Origin of the sequence: Cupriavidus sp. H18C1 (genome assembly GCF_049311595.1) — a bacterium.
In the GTDB taxonomy this organism is placed as follows: Bacteria; Pseudomonadota; Gammaproteobacteria; order Burkholderiales; family Burkholderiaceae; genus Cupriavidus; species Cupriavidus cauae.
The window spans coordinates 972293-994634 of sequence record NZ_CP186008.1 but is presented as its reverse complement, the minus strand read 5'-3'; the positions used below and the strand labels follow the sequence as shown (position 1 = coordinate 994634).

16 protein-coding genes, 1 other RNA gene and 5 pseudogenes are annotated in these 22342 nt (G+C 66.6%); 15 read left to right on the top strand and 7 right to left on the bottom strand.

What is annotated here, in order from left to right:
• Positions 1 to 55: 55 nt before the first annotated feature.
• A complete protein-coding gene (locus tag OJJOAM_RS04675; protein WP_422649013.1) occupies positions 56 to 1006 on the top strand; it encodes a LysR family transcriptional regulator ArgP in 951 nt (316 codons plus the stop codon).
• A gap of 102 nt (positions 1007 to 1108) precedes the next feature.
• Here OJJOAM_RS04675 and OJJOAM_RS04670 read toward each other — a convergent pair whose 3' ends face one another.
• The 5 genes from OJJOAM_RS04670 to ompA all read right to left on the bottom strand — a co-directional run bounded on the left by OJJOAM_RS04670 (position 1109) and on the right by ompA (position 4601).
• Positions 1109 to 1687, bottom strand: a complete 579-nt coding sequence (locus tag OJJOAM_RS04670) for a flavin reductase family protein (protein WP_422649494.1) — start codon at positions 1685 to 1687, stop codon at positions 1109 to 1111.
• 177 nt (positions 1688 to 1864) lie between these two features.
• Positions 1865 to 2223, bottom strand: a transfer-messenger RNA (tmRNA) gene (gene ssrA, locus OJJOAM_RS04665).
• A gap of 54 nt (positions 2224 to 2277) precedes the next feature.
• Positions 2278 to 2952: a phosphoglycolate phosphatase gene (gene gph, locus OJJOAM_RS04660; protein ID WP_422649012.1), complete on the bottom strand. Its 675-nt coding sequence runs from the start codon at positions 2950 to 2952 to the stop codon at positions 2278 to 2280.
• 2 nt (positions 2953 to 2954) lie between these two features.
• Positions 2955 to 3704: a bifunctional 2-polyprenyl-6-hydroxyphenol methylase/3-demethylubiquinol 3-O-methyltransferase UbiG gene (gene ubiG / locus OJJOAM_RS04655; protein WP_422649011.1), complete on the bottom strand. Its 750-nt coding sequence runs from the start codon at positions 3702 to 3704 to the stop codon at positions 2955 to 2957.
• Positions 3705 to 3938: 234 nt separating this feature from the next.
• Entirely contained in the window at positions 3939 to 4601 is a 663-nt protein-coding gene (gene ompA, locus OJJOAM_RS04650) for an outer membrane protein OmpA (RefSeq protein ID WP_023265125.1), read from the bottom strand.
• Positions 4602 to 5037: 436 nt separating this feature from the next.
• Here ompA and gyrA point away from each other — a divergent pair, with 436 nt between their 5' ends.
• The 7 genes and pseudogenes from gyrA to aroA all read left to right on the top strand — a co-directional run bounded on the left by gyrA (position 5038) and on the right by aroA (position 14458).
• Positions 5038 to 7776 carry a DNA gyrase subunit A gene (gyrA, locus tag OJJOAM_RS04645; RefSeq protein WP_422649010.1) on the top strand — a complete coding sequence of 913 codons (2739 nt, stop codon included), beginning with the start codon at positions 5038 to 5040 and terminating at the stop codon, positions 7774 to 7776.
• A gap of 81 nt (positions 7777 to 7857) precedes the next feature.
• Positions 7858 to 8422 (top strand): annotated as a pseudogene (locus OJJOAM_RS04640) (DUF2059 domain-containing protein).
• Between the two features lie 114 nt (positions 8423 to 8536).
• Positions 8537 to 9692, top strand: a pseudogene (gene serC / locus OJJOAM_RS04635) (3-phosphoserine/phosphohydroxythreonine transaminase).
• 82 nt (positions 9693 to 9774) lie between these two features.
• Entirely contained in the window at positions 9775 to 10926 is a 1152-nt protein-coding gene (gene pheA, locus OJJOAM_RS04630) for a prephenate dehydratase (RefSeq protein WP_422649009.1), read from the top strand.
• A gap of 85 nt (positions 10927 to 11011) precedes the next feature.
• Positions 11012 to 12127, top strand: a complete 1116-nt coding sequence (gene hisC, locus OJJOAM_RS04625) for a histidinol-phosphate transaminase (RefSeq protein WP_422649008.1) — start codon at positions 11012 to 11014, stop codon at positions 12125 to 12127.
• Between the two features lie 69 nt (positions 12128 to 12196).
• Positions 12197 to 13092 (top strand): annotated as a pseudogene (locus tag OJJOAM_RS04620) (prephenate dehydrogenase).
• A gap of 61 nt (positions 13093 to 13153) precedes the next feature.
• Positions 13154 to 14458, top strand: a complete 1305-nt coding sequence (gene aroA / locus OJJOAM_RS04615; RefSeq protein ID WP_422649007.1) for a 3-phosphoshikimate 1-carboxyvinyltransferase — start codon at positions 13154 to 13156, stop codon at positions 14456 to 14458.
• A 64-nt stretch (positions 14459 to 14522) separates the two neighbouring features.
• On the opposite strand, the gene OJJOAM_RS04610 is transcribed toward aroA, so the two are convergent.
• Positions 14523 to 14765 carry a DUF2061 domain-containing protein gene (locus OJJOAM_RS04610; RefSeq protein ID WP_422649006.1) on the bottom strand — a complete coding sequence of 81 codons (243 nt, stop codon included), beginning with the start codon at positions 14763 to 14765 and terminating at the stop codon, positions 14523 to 14525.
• Between the two features lie 117 nt (positions 14766 to 14882).
• On the opposite strand from OJJOAM_RS04610, the pseudogene cmk reads away from it, so the two are divergent.
• From cmk to OJJOAM_RS04580, 6 genes and pseudogenes are all read left to right on the top strand, one after another.
• Positions 14883 to 15558 (top strand): annotated as a pseudogene (gene cmk / locus OJJOAM_RS04605) ((d)CMP kinase).
• Between the two features lie 167 nt (positions 15559 to 15725).
• Positions 15726 to 17420 (top strand): 30S ribosomal protein S1, encoded by a 1695-nt coding sequence (rpsA, locus tag OJJOAM_RS04600; protein ID WP_174107434.1) that lies wholly within the window; start codon positions 15726 to 15728, stop codon positions 17418 to 17420.
• Between the two features lie 39 nt (positions 17421 to 17459).
• On the top strand, positions 17460 to 17978 hold the full coding sequence (locus tag OJJOAM_RS04595) for an integration host factor subunit beta (protein ID WP_422649005.1): 519 nt from the start codon (positions 17460 to 17462) through the stop codon (positions 17976 to 17978).
• 335 nt (positions 17979 to 18313) lie between these two features.
• Positions 18314 to 18637, top strand: coding sequence for a LapA family protein (locus tag OJJOAM_RS04590; protein ID WP_422649004.1), 324 nt, complete (start codon positions 18314 to 18316; stop codon positions 18635 to 18637).
• 3 nt (positions 18638 to 18640) lie between these two features.
• Entirely contained in the window at positions 18641 to 19900 is a 1260-nt protein-coding gene (gene lapB / locus OJJOAM_RS04585; RefSeq protein ID WP_422649003.1) for a lipopolysaccharide assembly protein LapB, read from the top strand.
• A gap of 44 nt (positions 19901 to 19944) precedes the next feature.
• Positions 19945 to 21318, top strand: coding sequence for a UDP-glucose dehydrogenase family protein (locus OJJOAM_RS04580; protein ID WP_422649002.1), 1374 nt, complete (start codon positions 19945 to 19947; stop codon positions 21316 to 21318).
• On the opposite strand, the gene OJJOAM_RS04575 is transcribed toward OJJOAM_RS04580, so the two are convergent.
• Complete coding sequence (locus OJJOAM_RS04575; protein ID WP_422649649.1) at positions 21285 to 21434, bottom strand: hypothetical protein; 150 nt, start codon at positions 21432 to 21434, stop codon at positions 21285 to 21287. The two genes, OJJOAM_RS04580 and OJJOAM_RS04575, sit on opposite strands and share 34 nt — an antisense overlap.
• Between OJJOAM_RS04575 and rfaE1 the strand changes: the two are divergent.
• Positions 21370 to 22321 (top strand): annotated as a pseudogene (gene rfaE1, locus OJJOAM_RS04570) (D-glycero-beta-D-manno-heptose-7-phosphate kinase). The gene OJJOAM_RS04575 and the pseudogene rfaE1 overlap by 65 nt on opposite strands.
• The last annotated feature ends 21 nt before the right edge of the window (positions 22322 to 22342 follow it).

Genomic DNA, 22342 nt, shown 5'->3' with positions numbered 1-22342 from the left:
TGCGGCCGTCAAAAGAAAAACTAAACTTCCTTGTCCTGAATTAGAAACACTAACGATGAAGATCGACAACGGCCAACTGGCCGCCTTCGCCGCCGTGCTGCAGGAAGGGAGTTTCGAGGCCGCGGCCCGGCGCCTGCATGTCACGCCATCGGCGATCAGCCAGCGCATGCGCCAGCTCGAGGAGCGGCTCGGCCAGGTGCTGCTGCAACGAGGCAGCCCCTGCCAGCCGACCGCGGCCGGCCGCACGCTGGCGCGCTACACCGAGCAACTGGCGCTGCTCGAAGCGGAGACGCTGGCCGAACTGGGCGACGCCGATGGCAATGGCTTGCGGGGCAGGGGCGGGATGCCGCTGCGCGTGCCGCTCGCCGTCAATGCCGATTCGCTCGACAGCTGGTTTCCCGCCACCTTCGACGCCTTGCCGGCCGAGCCCGCGATGGTCTTCGATCTGCGCGTCGAAGACCAGGACCATTCGGCGACGCTGCTGCGCGAGGGTGTGGTGATGGCGGCGGTCAGCGCCAGCGCCGAGCCGGTGCAGGGCTGCACGGTCGAACCGCTCGGCATCATGCGCTATCTGGGCGTCGCGTCGCCGCAGCTGATCGCGCAGGCGTTTGCCAAGGGCGTCAACGCCGCCAGCCTGTCGCGCACGCCGATGCTGGCCTTCAATCGCAAGGACGCGCTGCAGGCCCGCTTTATCGCGCTGCTGATCGGCATCGACGCCGAGCAGCCGATGCCGCCGATTCACTACGTGCCCTCGACCGCGGGCTTCGTCGCGTTCGCCCAGCGTGGGCTGGGCTGGGGCATGATGCCCGAGCCCTTCGTGCGCGAGCCGCTGGCGCAAGGGACGCTCGCCGAATTCGCGCCGCGCCGCCATCTGGACGTGCCCTTGTACTGGCACCGATGGCGGCTGCGTTCGCCCGCGCTCGACGCCGTCACGCGCGCGGTGCGGCAGGCGGCGTCGGGGTCGTTGCGGCCGTTGCGGCCGTTGCGGGCGGGTAGCAGGCGCTGAACGATCGAAGTCGCGTTCGGCTCAGGCCAGGGGCTAATTTTGGGTCAGCCGATCGGCTTCGCGGCGATCACGATCGAGCTTGGGTTGGGCGCAGGGTTTGGGTCAGCCGATCGGCTTGGCGACGATCGTCGAGGACGAACGCACGAAATTGCCGCCGCCCAGATGATGGATCGTGTGCAGGGCCTCGTTGCCCGCATCGAACTTCCACCGGCCATTGGCGAACACGCGCGGATCCGCGGCCGCCGCCACGACCTCGCCGAAGCAGGTGTCGTAGGCATCCTCGGTATGCGCCTCCGGAATCAGCCGGCACTCCATCCACGCGCTGCAGCCCGCTTCGATCAGCGGCAGACCAAGCTCGGGACCGGTGATGGCCGCGATGCCGAACTGCGCGAACTTGTCGACGTCGCGGCCCGTGGCGCTGCCCACCGCGTAGGTCATATCGATGGCGGCCGCGCCGGGGATGCAGATGCCAAAGCTGCCGCTGGCCGCGACCAGCTCGCGCGTGAAGGTCCGCTTGTCGATCACGATCGCAATGCGCGGCGGCGTGAATTCGACCGGCATCGACCAGGCGGCGGCCATCACGTTGCGGCGGCTGCCGTCGCTGCTGGTGACCAGCACGGTGGGGCCATGGTTGATCAGGCGGCTGGCGTATTGGAGGGGGACGGGTTGGAAGGCGGTCATCGCGGTCATCGGTTTCGCTCTGCTTCGATGAAATGTGAAGAATGATTGCCGCGATAATGCCATCGCTCCGCCGATCTGGATGGGTTGGGTCCGCAAAGCCGAAAAACAAAAACCCGCGAAGCTTACGCTGTCGCGGGTTTCAGGACATCGATTTGCGGATGTCGTCGGACGGAATACTGGTGGAGCCGGCGGGAATCGAACCCGCGTCCGCAGATCCTCCACAGAGAGTTCTACATACTTAGTTCTGTCATTTGATTTAACCGCCGCATCGCGGACGAACACGCTCTACGACGGCGAGTCACTTGGTTTTCGTCCCTGAGGTCGTGACACCCGCAGGGCTTATCTGACGTAAATGACCTCGCGTGGTCTTGCGACCCTAGCCCGTCAGCGAGCCAGTGCGAGGACGGCGGCCCTTAGGCTGCCAGTGCGTAACGTTCGTCGTTAGCAGTTATTGCGTTCCCATTGATTTACGAGGTGACGGGTCCTCGGTATGCCCTCTACTGCTTTGCAACCCACGTCGAAACCAGGTCGGCCCCAGTAAGGAAAACGGATTGTACCCGCTTTCGACGCCGGGCGTGCGCGTCGGTTCCCTAGGGGGCGGGAACGGCCGCCGTGAGCAGCGGAATCAGCTCGCTGGGATGGCGCACCAGGTAGTCGCCGCCCCAGCGCTCGGGCGGCTCGCCCTCGCCGCAGTAGCCGTAGGCCGCCGTGATGGTGGCCATCCCCGCCGCCTTGCCGGCCTGGATGTCGCGCAGGTCGTCGCCGACATAGGCGCAGCGGCTCGGATCCACGCCGCTGACCTGCGCGGCGTGCAGCAGCGGGGCGGGATGGGGCTTCGGATAGGGCGTGGTGTCGCCGCTGACCACCGCGGCTGCGCGCGGCGCCAGGCCGATGGCGTTGACCAGCGGCGTGGTAAAGCGGGCGATCTTGTTGGTGACGATGCCCCAGCGGATGCCGGCGGATTCGAGTGCAGACAGCACTTCTTCCATGCCGTCGAACAGGCGCGTCTGCACCGCGATATCGGCCTCGTAGTAGTTCAGGAAGGCATCGCGCAGCGCCGGGAAATCGGGGTCTTCGGGCGTCTTGCCGAAGGCGGCACCGATCAGTCCGCGGGCGCCATGAGACGCGACCGGGCGCAGCAGCGCATAGTCCACCGGCGGGCGGCCATGTTCGACCACCAGCCGGTTCGCGGCGGCAGCCAGGTCGGGGGCGGTGTCGGCCAGTGTGCCGTCCAGGTCGAAGAAAACAGCGTCGAAGGTCGGCATGCTCAGGCGGTGCGGCGCAAGGCCATCATGTAGTTGACGTCGGTATCGCGGCTCAGCTCGTAGACCTGGGACAGCGGCCGGTAGACCATGCCGCGCAGCTCGATCAGGTCGAGGCCCGCCTGCCGGGCGAAGCGGGCCAGCTCGGCGGGCTTGATGAACTTGTCGTAGTCGTGCGTGCCGCGCGGCAGCATATTGAGCACGTATTCGGCGCCGAGCACGGCCAGCAGATACGCCTTCAGGTTGCGGTTGATGGTCGAGAAGAACACGTGGCCGCCGGGACGGACCAACGTGGCGCAGGCGCGGACGATCGAGGCCGGGTCGGGCACGTGTTCGAGCATTTCCATGCAGGTGACCACGTCGAAGCTTGCCGGCATCCGCGCGGCGAGCGCTTCGGCCGCGATCTCCTCATAGGTCACGGCCACGCCCGATTCCAGACTGTGCAGGTCGGCGACCTTCAGCGCCTTGGTCGACAGGTCGATGCCACGCACGGTCGCTCCGGCGCGGGCCATGCTCTCGGACAGGATGCCCCCGCCGCAACCGATATCCACGACCTGCTTGCCCCGCAGGTCGGCGATGCTGTCGATCCAGCCCAGCCGCAGCGGGTTGATCTCGTGCAGCGGCTTGAATTCGCTGTTCGGATCCCACCAGCGGTGGGCCATTTCGCTGAACTTGTCGATCTCCTTCACATCGGCGTTGCGCGCGATCTGGTGGGTTTCGACGGTGGGGTGAATCACGGGGGAAGTCGGCGTCATGAATCTGGCGCGCGCCGGGCGGCGCGGGACATTAGGAATTGGGGCAACTCTAACAAAATGCGTTCCCTGAGGCGAGCCGGGAGGAAATTGCTGACCGAGTGAGGCGAGACAGGGTGCCGAGCCAGAAGGGCAGGCGGACGGCGCGACCGCAGGAACGGGACGGAGGCCGGACGAAAACGCAGGACGAAAAAAGCCCAGCTTGCGCTGGGCTTTTTCGCCGTGGAGCGGGACCGATCAGCGAGCGCTGCGGGTACCGACCACTTCGACTTCCACGCGGCGGTTCGGCTGCTGGCAGGCGATCTGAGCGGTGCGGTTGCCCTTGCACGACTTCGGATCGACCTTCAGCTGACGCTCGCCCTTGCCTTCGGTGTAGACGCGGTTGGCTTCCACGCCCTTGCTCACCAGATAGGCCTTGACGGCTTCGGCGCGGCGGATCGACAGGCGATCGTTGTAGCGATCGGTACCGAACGAGTCGGTGTGGCCGACGGCGATGATCACTTCCAGAGTGATGCCCGACAGCTTCGACACCAGGTCGTCCAGCTTGGCGCGGCCTTCCGGCTTCAGGACAGCCTTGTCGAAGTCGAACAGCGTGTCAGCGGCGAAGGTGACCTTCTCGCTCGAGACAACCGGGGGAGCGACCGGAGCCGGAGCCGGAGCCGGGGCAGCAGCCGGAGCCAGCGCGCCATCGCACTGAGCATTGGCCGTGGCCGGGGTCCAGGAGCTATCGCGCCAGCAGAGCTCGTTCGTGCCATTCTTCCACACGTACTCGCTCGTACCGTTGCCCCAGTTGTCGTTGACGGCCTTCTTTTCGTAGGGGACCGACGCGGTCTGGGCTTGAGCGGATGCGGCCATTACTGCGGTAGCTGCAACGAGCGCGAGCTTGGCAAATTTTTTCATATTTCTCCTCTCAGGATGAGATCACCGCAGGGTTACTGCGAGCAAATGGACGAAAACAAGTCATACATTCTTCGGAGTATAACCTTCTCGCTCGAGGTGACGAATGCTCCACTTCGAACAATGTCTGGCTCTTCGCTGGGGAATTGTGCCACAAGGCTCGTTTCCTAAGAAGTAAATATATGCGATTCAATCCATGGCTTCGGGGCCTGTGGTGTTTGTGCAACATGGCCCTTGCGATGCCCGCAAACCCTTGTGCCGCTTGGGTTCCGAGGCAGCGCTGCCGATCGGCGGGGGCAGCGTGAAGGGCGGTTGGAGGGGCGCGGGGAGCCGGTGCGGCGCATGTTAGAATGCCATGTTACCCGCCGCGCTGGCAGCACCCGATCATCCGGTGCCGACCGCCGCTTGCGGGCGTTTCAACCGCATAAGCCACGCCGCAATGGATCAATTCGCCAAAGAAACCCTTCCGGTCTCCCTCGAAGAGGAAATGCGTCGCTCGTACCTGGATTACGCGATGAGCGTGATCGTCGGGCGCGCGCTTCCCGATGTACGGGACGGCCTGAAGCCCGTCCATCGGCGAGTGCTGTTTGCGATGCACGAGCTGAACAACGACTGGAACCGCCCTTATAAGAAGTCGGCGCGTATCGTCGGCGATGTGATTGGTAAATATCACCCGCACGGCGATACCGCGGTCTACGACACGATCGTCCGCATGGCGCAGGATTTTTCGCTGCGTTATATGCTGGTCGACGGCCAGGGCAATTTCGGTTCGGTCGACGGCGACAATGCCGCGGCCATGCGTTATACGGAAATCCGGTTGTCCAAGATAGCGCATGAAATGCTGCTGGACATCGATAAGGAAACCGTCGATTTCGTCCCGAACTACGACGGCTCCGAAAACGAGCCGCAAATCCTGCCGGCCCGTATCCCGAATCTGCTGATCAACGGTTCGTCGGGTATTGCGGTCGGCATGGCCACCAATATCCCGCCGCACAATCTGAACGAAGTGGTCGACGGCTGCCTGCACCTGCTGCGCAACCCGCAGGCGACGGTCGACGAGCTGATCGAGCTGATCCCGGCACCGGATTTCCCGACCGCCGGCATCATCTACGGCATCCAGGGCGTGCGCGAAGGCTACCGCACCGGCCGCGGCCGTGTGGTGATGCGAGCACGTACCCACTTCGAGGATATCGACCGCGGCCAGCGCCAGGCGATCATCATCGACGAGCTGCCCTACCAGGTGAACAAGCGCACGCTGCTGGAGCGCATCGCCGAGCTCGTCACCGAGAAGAAGATCGAAGGCATCTCGGACATCCGCGACGAATCGGACAAGTCCGGCATGCGCGTGGTGATCGAGCTCAAGCGCAACGAGGTGCCCGAGGTTGTCCTGAACAACCTATATAAGAACACCCAGCTGCAGGACACCTTCGGCATGAACATGGTGGCGCTGGTCGACGGCCAGCCGCGCCTGCTGAACCTGCGCCAGATGCTGGAGTGCTTCCTGTCGCACCGGCGCGAGGTGGTGACCCGCCGCACCGTGTTCGAACTGCGCAAGGCCCGCGAGCGCGGCCATGTGCTGGAGGGCCTGGCGGTGGCGCTGGCCAACATCGACGAGTTCATCGCGATCATCAAGGCCGCGCCGACCCCGCCGATCGCCAAGCAGGAACTGATGGCCAAATCCTGGGATTCGCAGCTGGTGCGCGAGATGCTGGCGCGCGCCGAGACCGACACCCCGGGCGGCCGCGCGGCCTACCGTCCGGACGGCCTGCCGCCGGTGTTCGGCATGCAGGACGACGGCCTGTACCGCCTGTCCGACTCCCAGGCCCAGGAAATCCTGCAGATGCGCCTGCAGCGCCTGACCGGCCTGGAGCAGGACAAGATCGTGCAGGAGTACCGCGACGTGATGGACGCGATCACCGACCTGCTCGACATCCTGGCCCGTCCGGAGCGCATTACCACCATCATCACCGACGAACTGACCGCGATCCGCGCCGAATTCGGCGACGACCGCCGTTCGCAGATCGAGCTGAACGCGACCGAACTCGATACCGAGGACCTGATCACCCCGCAGGACATGGTGGTCACGCTGTCGCACAGCGGCTATATGAAGAGCCAGCCGATCTCGGAATACCGCGCGCAGAAGCGCGGCGGCCGCGGCAAGCAGGCGATGGCGACCAAGGACGACGACTGGATCGATACGCTGTTCGTCGCCAACACGCACGACTACATCCTGTGCTTCTCGAACCGCGGCCGGCTGTACTGGCTGAAGGTCTATGAGGTCCCGCAGGGCTCGCGCACCTCGCGCGGCCGGCCGATCGTCAACATGTTCCCGCTGCAGGAAGGCGAGAAGATCACGGTGATCCTGCCGGTGCGCCAGTTCGACGCCGAGCACTTCATCTTCATGGCGACCGCCCGCGGCACCGTCAAGAAGACCGCGCTGACCGAATTCTCGAATCCGCGCAAGGCCGGCATCATCGCGGTCGACCTCGACGAGGGCGACTACCTGATCGGCGCGGCGATCACCGACGGCCAGCACGACGTGATGCTGTTCTCGGACGCCGGCAAGGCGGTGCGCTTCGACGAGAATGACGTGCGTCCGATGGGCCGGCAGGCCCGCGGCGTGCGCGGCATGAACCTGGACGACGGCCAGACCGTGATCGCGATGCTGGTCGCGCCGGCCGAGAATGCCGAGGATGCCGGCTCGGTCGGCAGCGTGCTGACCGCGACGGAGAACGGCTACGGCAAGCGCACGCCGATCACGGAGTACACGCGACATGGCCGCGGCACCAAGGGCATGATCGCGATCCAGACCAGCGAGCGTAACGGCCGCGTGGTCGCCGCCGCGCTGGTCGCGCCGGAGCACGAGATCATGCTGATCACCACCGGCGGCGTGCTGATCCGCACCCGCGTGGCCGAAATCCGCGAGATGGGCCGCGCCACCCAGGGCGTCACGCTGATCAACGTCGACGAGGGCACCAAGCTCTCGGGCCTGCAGCGCATCGTCGAAAGCGATGCCGATAATGGCGAGAACGGCGACGGCGGCGACATCGACGCGGAAGGCGAGGGCGCCGGTGCCGAAAACAATGCCGAAACCAATGCCGGCACCAACGGCGACGACAATGGTGCCGGCAACGGCGCCGATGATGTCGCAAATGGTGACAATGGCGCTCAATCGTAATCAGATGCAACAATGGCGCGGCCGCTGGAACTAGGCCAGTCGCTACCGGACTAAACCGGACGAATTCATCAGGGAGTCATAATGCTCAACACCACTCGACGTATTGCTGTGCTGGCTGCTTTTGTTCCGGCCTTGATGGTCGCGCAGCATGCGCGCGCGCAGGACGCGGACAAGACCGCGGCGATCAAGGAACTGCTCTCCGTGATGCAGGCCGACCAGGCCGTCAAGGGCCAGGCCGAGAACTGGCAGGCCGGCGCCAAGCAGGAAGCGCCGCTGGTGCTCGAACAGGTGCTGGTCGAGAACAAGACGCTGAGCGACGCGCAGAAGCAGGCCGCGGTCGAGAAGCTGAAGAAGAACGGCGCGGTGCAGCGCATGGTCGACGGCGCCGGCAAGCAGTTCGGCACCGACGCGTTCAAGAACGACGCCATCAAGGCGCACTACGACGCCTTCGGCAAGTACTATACCGCCCAGGAAATCCGCGACCTGACCACCTTCCTGAAGTCGCCGACCGGCCAGAAGTTCATGGCGAACCAGGGCAAGGCGACCCAGGAAATCTGGGGGTTCGATGATGCAGAAGTACGGCCCCCAGGTCGGCAAGTCGATGCGCGACGCCGCCGAGAAGGAAGTCACCGCGGCATCGAAGTAAGCCGGGCGCCGGCGTCCGGTGCGCCGCCTCGGCGACGCCGGGACGCCAACGAAAGGCGTCTTTAGGTAATAATGGCTGCTTGGGCTATCCCAAGCAGCCATTTTCTTTCCGTTCATGAACGATCCCCAGAATCCCGCCCTTGCCGCCATGATGCAGCGCGCCATGGCCGAACGTGTCTACAACTTCTCCCCGGGCCCGGCGACGCTGCCGGCCGAGGTGCTGCAGCAGGCAGCCGAAGAAATGCTCTCCTGGCACGGCACCGGCATCTCGGTGATGGAGATGAGCCACCGCAGCAAGGAGTTCGAGGGGGATCCACAACGAGGCGCTGGCCGATCTGCGCGAGCTGCTGAAGATCCCCAAGGAATTCCGCATCCTGTTCCTGCAGGGCGGGGCGATCGGGGAGAACGCCATCGTTCCGCTGAACCTGATCGGACGCCTGAACCCGGAACGGCCAAAGGCCGACTTCGTCGTGACGGGCACCTGGTCGGTCAAGACCGAGCAGGAAACCCGCCGCTACGGCGCCAGCCATATCGCCGCCAGCAGCGTGGACCAGCGTTTCGCGCGCATCCCCGATCCGAAGAGCTGGCAGCTGTCCGACGATGCCGCCTACGTGCATCTGTGCACCAACGAGACGGTGGTCGGCGTCGAATTCCAGGAAGTGCCGGATATCGGCCAGAACCGCGGCCGCGTGGTGGTGGCCGACGCGTCGAGCCATATCCTGTCGCGGCCGATCGACTGGTCGCGCGTGCAGGTCGTCTATGGCGGCGCCCAGAAGAATATCGGTCCGGCCGGCGTCACCATCGTGATCGTGCGCGAAGACCTGCTCGGCCACGCGCATCCGCTGTGCCCGTCGGCGTTCAACTGGCGCATCGTCAACGACAACAATTCGATGTACAACACGCCGCCGACCTACGCGATCTATATCGCCGGGCTGGTGTTCAAATGGCTGAAGCGGCAGGGCGGCGTGGACGGCATCGAGCAGCGCAATATCGCCAAGGCGCGCGCGCTCTACGATTTCCTCGACCAGAGTGCCTTCTATCGCAACGAGATCGATCCGAGCTGCCGCTCGCGCATGAACGTGCCGTTCTTCCTGGCCGACGAATCGCGCAACGAGGCCTTCCTGGCCGGCGCGCGCGCCAGCGGGCTGGTCCAGCTCAAGGGCCACAAGTCGGTGGGCGGCATGCGCGCTAGCCTGTATAACGCGATGCCGCTGGAAGGTGTCACCGCGCTGATCGACTATATGCGCGAGTTCGAGCGCAGCGCCGCCTGAGCGGCGGCCATTGCGCCATCCGCGGCGAGACGGTCCTGCGTGGGCGCGGCTTGCCGATCGATGGCGAATCGGGATTTCCATCATGACGAACCAAGATAAAAACGCTGCGGCCGCTGCCCAGGGCCAGCAGCCGGCCATGCCGACCGAGGAGCAGGAGCGCGCGCTGTCCGTGGAATTGGCGCCGCTGCGAGAGCAGATCGACGCGGTTGACCGCGAGCTGCTGGCGATGCTGAACCGCCGCGCGCAGCTGGCGCTGGACGTCGGCGAGGTGAAGAAGAAGTTCGGCGCGCCGGTGTTCCGGCCGGAGCGCGAGCTGCAGGTCATTCGCAAGGTCCAGGGCAACAACCCCGGGCCGCTGCGCAGCGACAGCGTCGCGGCGATCTGGCGCGAGGTGATGTCCGCCTGCCGCGGCCTGGAGAAGCCGCTGGAAGTCGCCTTCCTGGGCCCGGCCGGCACGTTCTCCGAGCAGGCGCTGTACGCCCACTTCGGCCACGAGGTCGCCGGCGTGCCGTGCCCGAGCATCGACGAGGTGTTCCGCGCGGTCGAGGCGGGCACAGTCGAGTACGGCGTGGTGCCGGTCGAGAATTCGACCGAGGGCGCGGTGTCGCGCACGCTCGATCTGTTCCTGCAGACCTCGCTGAAGATCAGCGGCGAGATCGCGCTGAAGGTCCATCACAACCTGATGGCGTCGTCGCCCGACATGAAGGGCGTGACGGTGGTGCGCGCCCACCCGCAGGCGCTGGCCCAGTGCCAGCACTGGCTGACGGCCAACTATCCGCATCTGGAGCGGCAGGCGGTGTCGAGCAACGGCGAGGCGGCGCGCATGGCCAGCGAGGACCCGACCGTGGCGGCGATCGCCGCAGAGACCGCGGCCAATCGCTATCACCTGCACATCATCCGCTCGCATATCCAGGACGACCCGCACAATCGCACGCGCTTCGCGGTGATCGGCCGCTACGAGACCGAGCCGTCGGGCAGCGACCAGACCTCGCTGATCCTGTCGGTGCCGAACAAGGCCGGCGCGGTCTACCAGCTGCTGGCGCCGCTGGCCGACAACGGCGTGTCGATGTGCCGCTTCGAATCGCGGCCCGCGCGCAGCGGGGCCTGGGAGTACTACTTCTACGTCGATATCGAGGGCCACCAGCGCGATGCCGCGGTCGAGCGCGCGCTGCAGCAGTTGCGCGCCAACGCGGCGTACTTCAAGGTGCTGGGCTCGTATCCGTCCAGCAAGTAGCAGGGCGGGCCGGCACGGCACGGCGGACAACACAAGGTGAAGACCGGGCCCGCGGCGGGCCGAGGCAAGGCAATCAGGAGTCGATATGGCAGAGCAGGGCAGGCAGTTCGGTCCGGAATATGTGCGGGCGATTTCCCCTTACGTCGCGGGCCGGCCGATCGCCGAGGTCGCGCGCGAATTCGGCCTGGATGAGGCCAGCATCGTCAAGCTGGCCTCCAACGAGAACCCGCTCGGCATGCCGGAGTCGGCCAAGGCCGCGATGGCGGCCGCGGTGGCCGAGCTGGGCCGCTATCCGGATTCCAACGGCTTCGAGCTGAAGGCCGCGCTGTCGGCTCGCTACGACGTGGCGGCAGACTGGCTGACGCTGGGCAACGGCAGCAACGACATCCTCGAGCTGGCCGCGCATGCACTGGTCAAGCCGGGCGAATCGATCGTCTACGCGCAGTACTCGTTCGCGGTCTACGCGCTGGCGACGCAGGAAATCGGCGCCCGTGCGATCGAGGTGCCGGCGCGCGACTATGGCCACGATCTCGACGCGATGGCGGCGGCGATCGCGCCCGATACCCGCCTCATCTTCATCGCCAACCCGAACAATCCGACCGGGACCTTCCTGCCTGCGGCGCAGATCGAGGCGTTCCTCGCCAAGGTGCCGGCCGACGTGGTGGTGGTGCTCGACGAGGCCTACAACGAGTACCTGGACCCCGAGGACCAGTACGAGTCGGTGCAGTGGGTGCGCAGGTATCCGAACCTGATGGTCTCACGCACGTTCTCGAAGGCCTATGGCCTGGCCGGGCTGCGGGTCGGCTATGCGGTCGCGCAGCCTGCGCTGACCGATCTGCTGAACCGCATCCGCCAGCCGTTCAACGTCAACAGCCTGGCGCAGGCGGCCGCGGTGGCGGCGCTCGGCGACGAGGCCTTCCTGCGCAAGAGCGCGACGCTCAATCGCGAGGGCAAGGCGCAGCTGGTGGCGGCCTTCGATCGGCTCGGCCTCGAATATGTGCCTTCGTACGGCAATTTCGTGCTGGTTCGCGTCGGCGACGACAACGAGGCCGGCGCGCGCGTCAACCTCGCGCTGCTCAAGCAAGGCGTGATCGTGCGGCCGGTCGGCAGCTACGGGCTGCCGCAGTGGCTGCGCGTGACGATCGGGCTGCCGCAGGAGAACGCGGCCTTTATCGCGGCGCTGGAACGCGCGCTGCAGTAAGGACGCCGCGCAGCGACCGGCTACAATGCCGGTTTTCCTCCTTTCCGCCGCCGATCCCGGCGTACTGTCGTGAGTGCCCTGCATTTTTCCCGTGTCGTGATCGTCGGCGTCGGCCTGATCGGCGGTTCCCTGGCCAGAGCCCTGAAGCGTGCCGGTGTCGTCGGCGAAGTGGTCGGCGTCGGCCGTTCGCCCGCCTCGCTGGAACGCGCCTGGCGCTTGGCGTGATCGACCGCGCCGCCTCGCTCGAAGACGCCGCGCAGGGCGCCAGCATGATCGTGCTGTGCGCGCCGGTGGCGCAGACCTTCGCGCTGCTGCATGCGCTCGAGCCGCATCTGCAGCCGGGCACCATCGTCACCGATGCGGGCAGCACCAAGTCCGACGTGATCATGGCGGCCAAGACCGCGCTGGGCGACAAGGTCGCGCAGTTCGTGCCGGCCCATCCGATCGCGGGGCGCGAGCTCAACGGCGTCGAGGCCGCCCTCGACGATCTCTACGACGGGAAGAAAGTGGTGCTGTGCCCGCTGCAGGAGAACAGCCGTGCCGATGTCGCGGCGGTGCGCGCGATGTGGGAGACCGCCGGCGGTGTCTGCGAGATCATGTCCGCCGTGCAGCACGACGCGGTATTCGCCGCCGTCAGCCACCTGCCGCATCTGCTGTCCTATGCGCTGGTCGCGCAGGTCGCCAATGCCGAGGACGCCGCGCTCAAGCTCGCGTGCGCGGGCGGCGGCTTTCGCGACTTCACGCGGATCGCCGCGTCGTCGCCCGAGATGTGGCGCGACATCTGCCTGGCCAATCGCGACGCGCTGCTGCGCGAGCTCAATACCTACCAGTCGGTGCTGGCGCATCTGAAGGCGCAGATCGAGGCCGGCAATGGCGACGCGCTCGAACGGGTGTTCGCGCGCGCCAGCCAGGCCCGGCTGCAGTGGGGCGCCGAGCGCGCCGCCGCGGCCGATGTCGAGTCGTGATCCCCGCCAAGCCGGCAATCGCCCGCCGCCCCTTGCAAGCCCTACCGACCGCAGCCCGACCATGGAACATCTGACCCTTGGCCCCTTCACCCGTGCCGCCGGCACGGTCCGTCTTCCCGGCTCGAAGAGCATCTCCAACCGCGTGCTGCTGCTGGCCGCGCTCAGCGAGGGTGAGACCCGGGTGCGCGACCTGCTCGATTCCGACGACACGCGCGTGATGCTCGGCGCGCTGAAGACGCTGGGCGTGGCATGGCGCAAGGACGGCGACGATCATCTCGTCACGGGCGTCGGCGGCAAGTTTCCGGTCAAGGCGGCCGAGCTGTTCATGGGCAATGCCGGCACCGCGATCCGTCCGCTGACCGCGGCGCTGGCGCTGCAGGGCGGCGACTATCGGCTGTCCGGCGTACCGCGCATGCACGAGCGGCCGATCGGCGATCTGGTCGATGGCCTGCGCCAGGTTGGCGCGCGCATCGACTACCTCGGCAACGAGGGCTATCCGCCGCTGCATCTGCAGCCGTCGGCGATCCGTATCGACGGGCCGATCCGCGTGCGCGGCGATGTGTCGAGCCAGTTCCTGACCGCGCTGCTGATGGCGCTGCCGCTGGCCGACGCCCCGGGCGGCCGCATCGAAATCGAGGTGGTGGGCGAGCTGATCTCGAAGCCCTATATCGAGATCACGCTGAACCTGCTGGCGCGCTTCGGCATCGAGGTCCAGCGCGACGGCTGGTCGCGCTTCGTGCTGCCGGCGCGGGCGCGCTATCGCTCCCCCGGCGAGATCTTCGTCGAGGGCGACGCGTCGTCGGCCTCGTATTTCCTGGCCGCGGGCGCCATCGGCGGCGGTCCGGTGCGGGTCGAAGGGGTAGGGCTGGCCAGCATCCAGGGCGACGTGCAGTTCGCCGATGCGCTGAACCGGATGGGTGCCAACGTGATGGCCGGCGCCAACTGGATCGAGGTGCGCGGCGTGGACCGCGACGACGGCCGGCTGACGGGCATCACGCTGGACTGCAACCATATTCCCGACGCGGCGATGACGCTGGCGGTGGCGGCGCTGTTCGCCGACGGTCCCACCACGCTGACCAATATCGGCAGCTGGCGCGTCAAGGAGACCGATCGCATCGATGCGATGGCGGCCGAGCTGCGCAAGCTCGGCGCCGACATCGAGGCCGGACAGGACTATCTGCGCATCGCGCCGCCGGCGCAGTGGCGCACGCCCGCCGAAGGCATCGACACCTATGACGACCACCGGATGGCGATGTGTTTCTCGCTGGCGACCTTCGGGCCCTTGCCGATCCGCATCAACGATCCGCGCTGCGTGGCGAAGACGTTTCCCGATTATTTCGACGTGTTTGGCCAGGTGGTCCGCTGAGCCTTGATCGAGGAGCCAGCCAGGGTTGCCGTGGCGGCCGCCGCGGCCGAGGCCGGTGGCGGCCTTATTGCGCCGCTGCCATCGCCATCCCGGTGCCGTGCCGGGCCTCGGCCGGTGCGTCCGCCTGCGCGGCCTTGCGCCGCTCGCGCTGTTCCCAGTAACGGTCGAAGAAGTAGTGGGCCACCGTGTTGACGGCCGGTTCGATGAAGGTGACGGCACCGCTGATGGCAATGCTGCCCGTCAGCGCATAGGTCACGCTGAACGCGATGCCAAGGTGCATGATGCCGAACGACAGGGTTTTTGCCATGGTAGATTGCCTCGTTGGTCTGCGGGAGCTGCGGATCGACGCTCCCTGCCGATGGAAGAATGATAATGGTTCTCAATTAGATCGAGAAATTGATCGTTGCTTTTGTCTTGATAAGAAATGACTATCGCTGAAGTCGTCACCATCGACGGGCCAACGGCCTCCGGCAAGGGAACCGTGGCGCACAAGGTCGCCGACGCTCTGGGCTTCCATCTGCTCGACAGCGGGGCGCTGTACCGTCTGGTGGCGCTGGCCAGCGAACGCGCCGGCATCGACGCGTCCGACGTGCCGGCCCTTGCAAACCTGGCGGGCCGCCTCGATGTCAAGTTCGGTCCGGACAGGGTCTGGCTGTCGGGCGAGGAGGTGAGCCTGGCCATCCGCGCCGAGGCGATCGGCAACCGGGCCTCGGCGCTGGCGGTCCATCAGCCGGTCCGCGATGCGTTGACGGCACTGCAGCGAGGCTTTCGCAAGCTGCCCGGCCTGGTGGCCGATGGCCGCGACATGGGCACCGTGATCTTCCCGGACGCGCGCCTGAAGGTGTTCCTGACCGCAAGTGTCGAGGCACGCGCCCGCAGGCGCTATAAACAATTGATTGATAAGGGAATTTCTGCTAGTATCGAAAACCTTTTTGCGTGATTTGGAAGCACGCGACGCGCGGGACCGTTCCCGTGCCGCCGCACCGCTCCGTCCCGCGGAAGATGCGCGGCTGCTCGATACCTCCGACATGACGGTGGATCAGGCGGTGGCGCAGGTGCTGGCGTGGCACGCCGAGCTGGGTCCGCTGACCCACGGGTGACCGCGCCGCGCCATCTGGCGCCGGCAGCCGGCCGCCGCGAACGCGACAACGAACGCGTCCGCGCGCGGAACGGGCCGCCGGCATGGTTCAACCTGACCCCGCTGCCCTGGCAGACTGAGCGTGATCGTCGCGCCGGCCACGGTATTGCGGATTGCTAACTTACGTTTATGTCCGACCTGCAAAACAACGAATCCTTTGCCGCACTGTTCGAGGAATCCGTCGCCCGCTCCAATATGAAGGCTGGCGAGGTGATTTCGGCCGAAGTCGTGCGCATCGACCACAATTTCGTGGTCGTCAACGCCGGCCTGAAGTCTGAAGCCTTCGTCCCGGTGGAGGAGTTCCTGAACGACCAGGGCGAACTCGAAGTGCAGGCCGGCGACTACGTTTCCGTGGCCATCGACGCGCTCGAGAACGGCTATGGCGACACCATCCTGTCCCGCGACAAGGCCAAGCGCCTGGCATCGTGGCTGAACCTCGAGAAGGCGCTGGAAGACGGCGAAATCATCTCGGGTACCGTGACCGGCAAGGTCAAGGGCGGCCTGACCGTGATGGTCAACGGCATCCGCGCGTTCCTGCCGGGTTCGCTGGTCGATGTCCGTCCGATCAAGGACACCACGCCGTACGAAGGCAAGACCCTGGAATTCAAGGTCATCAAGCTGGATCGCAAGCGCAACAACGTGGTGCTGTCGCGCCGCGCCGTGGTGGAAGCGACCCTGGGCGAAGAGCGCCAGAAGCTGATGGAAACCCTGAAGGAGGGCGCCATCGTCAACGGCATCGTCAAGAACATCACCGACTACGGTGCGTTCGTCGACCTGGGCGGCATCGACGGCCTGCTGCACATCACCGACCTGGCATGGCGCCGCGTTCGCCATCCGAGCGAAGTGCTGTCGGTTGGCCAGGAAATCACCGCCAAGATCCTCAAGTTCGACCAGGAAAAGAACCGCGTCTCGCTGGGCGTCAAGCAGCTGGGCGAAGATCCGTGGGTCGGCATCTCGCGCCGCTACCCGCAAGGCACCCGCCTGTTCGGCAAGGTGACCAACCTGACCGACTACGGCGCGTTCGTCGAGATCGAAGCCGGCATCGAAGGCCTGGTGCACGTGTCGGAAATGGACTGGACCAACAAGAACGTGGCTCCGTCCAAGGTTGTCCAGCTGGGCGACGAAGTCGAAGTCATGGTGCTGGATATCGACGAAGACAAGCGTCGTATCAGCCTGGGCATGAAGCAGTGCAAGGCCAATCCGTGGGACGACTTCAGCCGCAACCACAAGAAGGGCGACAAGCTGACCGGCCAGATCAAGTCGATCACCGACTTCGGCGTGTTCATCGGTCTGCCGGGCGGCATCGACGGCCTGGTGCACCTGTCGGACCTGTCCTGGCAAGAGTCGGGCGAAGAGGCCGTGCGCAAGTACAAGAAGGGCGACGAAGTCGAGGCCGTGGTGCTGGGCATCGATGTGGACAAGGAACGCATCTCGCTGGGCATCAAGCAGCTGTCGGGCGATCCGTTCAACAACTTCATCTCGGCCAATGACAAGGGCTCGATCGTCACCGCGACGATCAAGACCGTCGACCCGAAGGGTGCCGTGGTCCAGCTGGCCGACGACGTCGAAGGCTATCTGCGCGCCTCGGAAATCTCGGCCGACCGTGTCGAAGATGCCCGCAACGTGCTGAAGGAAGGCGAGCAGGTGACCGCGGTGATCGTCAACATCGATCGCAAGTCGCGCAACATCAACGTGTCGATCAAGGCCAAGGACTCGGCGGAGCAGCAGGAAGCGATGCAGAAGTTCCAGGCCGACACCGGCACGGCTGGCACGACCAACCTGGGCGCGCTGCTGAAGGCCAAGCTGGGCCAGGACAACCAGTAATCGCGTCCATCGCGACCGTCCAACTCACGCGCGGATGCCATGACCAAGTCCGAGCTCGTCGAAAAGCTGGCTGCCCGCTTTCCGCAGTTGCTGCTGCGGGACGCGGACATCTCGGTGAAAACGATCCTCGACGCGATGTCCGATGCGCTGGCCGATGGCCATCGCATCGAGATCCGCGGGTTCGGCAGCTTCGGCCTGAATCGCCGGCCGCCGCGCGTGGGGCGCAATCCCAAGTCCGGCGAGCGGGTGCTGGTGCCCGAGAAACGGGTGCCGCACTTCAAGGCAGGCAAGGAGTTGCGTGAGCGGGTCGACCGCAATCCGGCGGCCGGCAACGGCAGCGGTAACGGCGACCACGGTGTCAATGGCAACGGCGGCAACGGTGTCGATGGCACCGCGCTGGAGTTGAACGGCAATGGCGGCGCCGCCGCCAACGGGCATGTCCCGCTCGGCGGCGAACGCGGTTCGCTGGCCGGTTCGTTGACCGGTTCGTTGACACAGGGCACCGCGATGACCGGCGCCCAGCAGGAAGGCTCCGGCCTGAATCTGGCGCAGTCCTGAGTTCCGGCCCGCTTCGGCAACGAAGCGGCGAGGAAATCGAAAAGCGCTCCGCAAGGAGCGCTTTTTTTATGCCCGGCGCATGCCGAGGGATGGAACTGGGGTGCCGGCGGGCTGGTCTGAGTGACCTTTCCGTACCGCGATAGGACGCCGAAATTGCCCGCATCGTCGGCCCCGATGGCGCCGTGTGCGCCAATCGATTCCGCTACAATGCCGGGGAACCGCCGCCCGCGGCCGGCTTGCCGTTCGGGATACCCGACAGCCGGCGCCCGCACGGACGCTTCTTCGCCTTCTTCGCCATTTGGCCGTCACGCCGCCGCAGACACCTCGTCAATCGCATGAAACTTGTCGCCTGGATTATCCGTATCGTCCTGTTCGCGCTGCTGTTCGTGCTCGCCCTGCGCAATACCGCCGATGTGTCGCTGCAGCTGTTCTTCGATGCGGTCTGGCGCGCGCCCCTGATCCTGATCCTGCTCGCCGCCTTCGTGCTCGGCGCGCTGGCCGCGCTGATCTCGGTGGCGCCCAGCCTGATGCGCCAGCGGCTGGAGATCGCCCGGCTGCGCCGCGCGGTCGGCAATGCGCGCACGCCGCTCGACGAGGGCGCCGGCGCGTCTACCCCCAAGGCGGTGGCGCCTTACAACGTAATCGGCCCGAAAGTCTAAGCAATGAATTTTGAAACCTGGTGGCTGCTCGCCCTTCCGCTCGTATTCGGGCTCGGCTGGATGGCGGCCCGCCTCGACCTGCGGCAGGCGATCAGCGAGCAGGGCGCCTTGCCGCGCTCGTATTTCAAGGGCCTGAACTTCCTGCTCAACGAGCAGCCGGACAAGGCCATCGATGCCTTCATCGAGGTCGCGCGGCTCGACCCGGAAACCACCGAGCTGCATTTCGCGCTGGGCGCGCTGTTCCGCCGCCGCGGCGAGACCGAGCGCGCGATCCGCGTGCACCAGAACCTGGCCACGCGTCCCGATCTGCCCGACACCGAGCGCGAGCATGCGCTGTACGAACTGGGCCAGGACTATCTGCGTGCCGGCCTGCTGGACCGCGCCGAGGACGCGCTGCGTGCGCTGATGTCGGGTCCCTATGCGGCATCGGCCAAGCGCGTGCTGCTGGAGCTGTACGAGGTCGAGAAGGAGTGGCGCAAGGCCATCGACGCCGCGCGCGAACTGCAGAGCGCGACCCAGCAGGACTACAGCGTGCAGATCGCGCAGTTCTGCTGCGAGCTGGCGCAGGACGCGCTGCAGCGCAAGCAACCCGACGAGGCGATCGGCTGGCTCGAGCAGGCGCTGCGCGAGAATCCGAAGAACGTGCGCGCGCCGATCCTGCTCGGCGACGTTGCCATGGCGTCGGGCGATCTCGGCGCGGCGCTGGGCCACTGGCTCGGCATCGAGCGCCAGGACGCCAGCTATCTGCCGCTGGTGGCCGATCGCGTGGTCAAGGCGTATCGCGACCTGGGCGAGCAGGGCAAGGCGCTCGAATGGCTGCGCGGCCTGCTGAAGACGGGTCTTGCCGCCGAACTGCTCGACACCGCCTATCGCACCGAACTGGAACTGGCCGGCCCCGCGGCCGCCGCCGCGCTGATGCGCGAGCAGCTGCGCCGCCAGCCGTCGCTGCAGGCGCTGACCCGCTACTTCGACGCGCGCGCCGCGCTCGCGGCACCGGCGCCCGCGACGGCGGACGTCGCCGAGGGCAATGGCGCGCCCGCCGCGGACGCGGCCACCGCCACCACCACCACCGACGCCACTGCGGCCGATGCCACCGCGCAGGAGGACGCCGCGATCCGCGACCTGCTGCAGCTGCGCACCCGCAATCTGGCGCGCTACACCTGCCGGGAGTGCGGCTTCCGCGCCCGCCTGTTCTACTGGCAGTGCCCCGGCTGCAACCGCTGGGAATCCTACGCGCCGCGGCGCACCGAAGCGCTCGGCTGAGTCCGCGTCCAGCCTGATCCGCCCCGTCTCACGGAGTCGTCCTCATGAAAGTCACCATCATCGGCAGCGGTTATGTCGGCCTGGTCACCGGTGCCTGTCTCGCCGAGCTCGGCAACGATGTGTTCTGCCTCGACGTCGATGACGAAAAGATCGCGCTGCTCAACGACGGCGGCGTGCCGATCTACGAGCCCGGCCTGAAGGACCTGATCCAGCGCAACCGCGAGGCGGGACGGCTGGTGTTCTCCACCGACATCGCCGCCGCGGTCGACCATGCCGACGTGCAGTTCATCGCGGTCGGCACGCCGCCCGACGAGGACGGCTCGGCCGATCTGCAGTATGTGCTGGCGGCCGCGCGCAATATCGGCCGGCATATGACCGGCTTCAAGATCGTGGTCGACAAGTCGACCGTGCCCGTCGGCACCGGCGACCGCGTGGCCGCCGCGATCCGCGAGGAGCTGGCCGCGCGCGGGCTCGAGGACCTGCAGTTCTCGGTGGTCTCCAACCCCGAATTCCTGAAGGAAGGCGCCGCGGTCGAGGACTTCATGCGGCCCGACCGCATCGTGCTCGGCTGCAACAACGATGCCGCCGGCCGCCATGCCAAGGCGATCATGCGGGCGCTGTACGCGCCGTTCAACCGCAATCACGAGCGCACCTTCTACATGGACGTGCGCTCGGCCGAGTTCACCAAGTACGCGGCCAACTCGATGCTGGCGACGCGGATCTCGTTCATGAACGAGCTGGCCAACCTGGCCGACGAGGTCGGCGCCGATATCGAGCTGGTACGCCCGGGAATCGGCTCCGATCCGCGGATCGGCTACAGTTTCCTCTATGCCGGCGCCGGCTACGGCGGCTCGTGCTTCCCGAAGGACGTGCAGGCACTGATGCGCACGGCCGCCGCGAGCGGCAAGCCGATGCGCGTGCTGGAGGCGGTCGAGGCGGTCAACGAGGCGCAGAAGCGCGTGCTCGGCGACAAGGTCGTGCGGCGCTTCGGCGAGGACCTGAGCGGCCGCACCTTCGCGATCTGGGGCCTGGCGTTCAAGCCGAATACCGACGACATGCGCGAGGCGCCGTCGCGAGTGCTGGCGCGCGATCTGGTCTCGCGCGGCGCGTCGCTGCGGGTGCACGATCCGGTCGCGATGCAGGAGGCGCGGCGCGCGCTGGCGCAGGACCTGGCCGAGATCGAGGGCGGCTTCGAGCGCGTGACGTTCTGCGACGCGCAGATGGAAACGCTCGACGGCGCCGACGCGCTGGCGATCGTCACCGAATGGAAGGTGTTCCGCAGCCCGGACTTCGCACAGATCCGGCGGCGGCTGAAGACGCCGGTCGTGTTCGACGGGCGCAATCTGTATGAGCCGGCCGCGATGCAGGAGGCCGGTATCGAATATCACGCGATCGGCCGGCCGGCGGCGGCGGCCTGACGCAACATGCCGGTGCGGCCGCCAGGCGGCGCGCCGGCCAAAAGGAAGCTCATGAACAGGAACCCGATCTCTCGCGAACAGATCCAGCAATCGCGCATCCTGGTGGTGGGCGACATGATGCTGGACCGCTACTGGTTCGGCGATGTCGAACGGATTTCGCCGGAGGCTCCGGTCCCGGTGGTGCAGGTCAAGCGCAGCGAGGAACGCCTGGGCGGCGCCGCCAACGTGGCGCGCAACGCCGCCGCGCTGGGCGCGTCGGTCGGCATGCTGGGGGGTGGTCGGCGACGACGAACCCGGCAGCATGCTGGAGAACCTGCTGACCGCGGAACACGTCCAGCCGTTTCTCTACCGCGACCGCAGCGTCAATACCACCATCAAGCTGCGCGTGGTCGCGCACCAGCAGCAGCTGCTGCGCGTCGACTTCGAGAACCCGCCGGCGCACGAGGTGCTGCTGTCGGTGCAGGACCGTTTCCAGGCGCTGATCGGCGACTACCAGGTGCTGGTGCTGTCGGACTACGGCAAGGGCGGACTGACCCATGTCTCGCGCATGGTCGAAGGCGGCCGCGCCGCCGGCAAGATGGTGCTGGTCGACCCCAAGGGCGACGACTATTCGCGCTATCGCGGCGCCACGCTGATCACGCCGAATCGCGCGGAGATGCGCCATGTGGTCGGCGCCTGGAAGACCGAAGCCGACCTGACCATCCGCGCGCAGAACCTGCGCCGCGCGCTGCAGCTCGAAGCGCTGCTGCTGACGCGTTCCGAGGAAGGCATGACGCTGTACACCGAGGCCGAAGTGCTGCACGTGTCCGCGCAGGCGCGCGAGGTCTACGACGTGTCGGGCGCCGGCGATACCGTGATCGCGACGCTGGCCACCATGCTCGGCGCCGGCATTCCGCTGAAGGAAGCGGTGCAGCATGCCAATCGCGCCGGCGGCATCGTGGTCGGCAAGCTGGGCACGGCCGTGGTCAGCTATCCCGAACTGTTCGGCGCGGCGCAAGGCTGACGCGCCCCCTATCACTGCTGG

Coding starts and splice junctions, on each gene's coding strand:
- OJJOAM_RS04675 (WP_422649013.1), top strand. CDS start 56: ATGAAGATCGACAACGGCCAACTGGCCGCCTTCGCCGCCGTGCTGCAG.
- OJJOAM_RS04670 (WP_422649494.1), bottom strand. CDS start 1,687: ATGACCGCCTTCCAACCCGTCCCCCTCCAATACGCCAGCCGCCTGATC.
- gph (WP_422649012.1), bottom strand. CDS start 2,952: ATGCCGACCTTCGACGCTGTTTTCTTCGACCTGGACGGCACACTGGCC.
- ubiG (WP_422649011.1), bottom strand. CDS start 3,704: ATGACGCCGACTTCCCCCGTGATTCACCCCACCGTCGAAACCCACCAG.
- ompA (WP_023265125.1), bottom strand. CDS start 4,601: ATGAAAAAATTTGCCAAGCTCGCGCTCGTTGCAGCTACCGCAGTAATG.
- gyrA (WP_422649010.1), top strand. CDS start 5,038: ATGGATCAATTCGCCAAAGAAACCCTTCCGGTCTCCCTCGAAGAGGAA.
- pheA (WP_422649009.1), top strand. CDS start 9,775: ATGACGAACCAAGATAAAAACGCTGCGGCCGCTGCCCAGGGCCAGCAG.
- hisC (WP_422649008.1), top strand. CDS start 11,012: ATGGCAGAGCAGGGCAGGCAGTTCGGTCCGGAATATGTGCGGGCGATT.
- aroA (WP_422649007.1), top strand. CDS start 13,154: ATGGAACATCTGACCCTTGGCCCCTTCACCCGTGCCGCCGGCACGGTC.
- OJJOAM_RS04610 (WP_422649006.1), bottom strand. CDS start 14,765: ATGGCAAAAACCCTGTCGTTCGGCATCATGCACCTTGGCATCGCGTTC.
- rpsA (WP_174107434.1), top strand. CDS start 15,726: ATGTCCGACCTGCAAAACAACGAATCCTTTGCCGCACTGTTCGAGGAA.
- OJJOAM_RS04595 (WP_422649005.1), top strand. CDS start 17,460: ATGACCAAGTCCGAGCTCGTCGAAAAGCTGGCTGCCCGCTTTCCGCAG.
- OJJOAM_RS04590 (WP_422649004.1), top strand. CDS start 18,314: ATGAAACTTGTCGCCTGGATTATCCGTATCGTCCTGTTCGCGCTGCTG.
- lapB (WP_422649003.1), top strand. CDS start 18,641: ATGAATTTTGAAACCTGGTGGCTGCTCGCCCTTCCGCTCGTATTCGGG.
- OJJOAM_RS04580 (WP_422649002.1), top strand. CDS start 19,945: ATGAAAGTCACCATCATCGGCAGCGGTTATGTCGGCCTGGTCACCGGT.
- OJJOAM_RS04575 (WP_422649649.1), bottom strand. CDS start 21,434: ATGTCGCCCACCACCAGGATGCGCGATTGCTGGATCTGTTCGCGAGAG.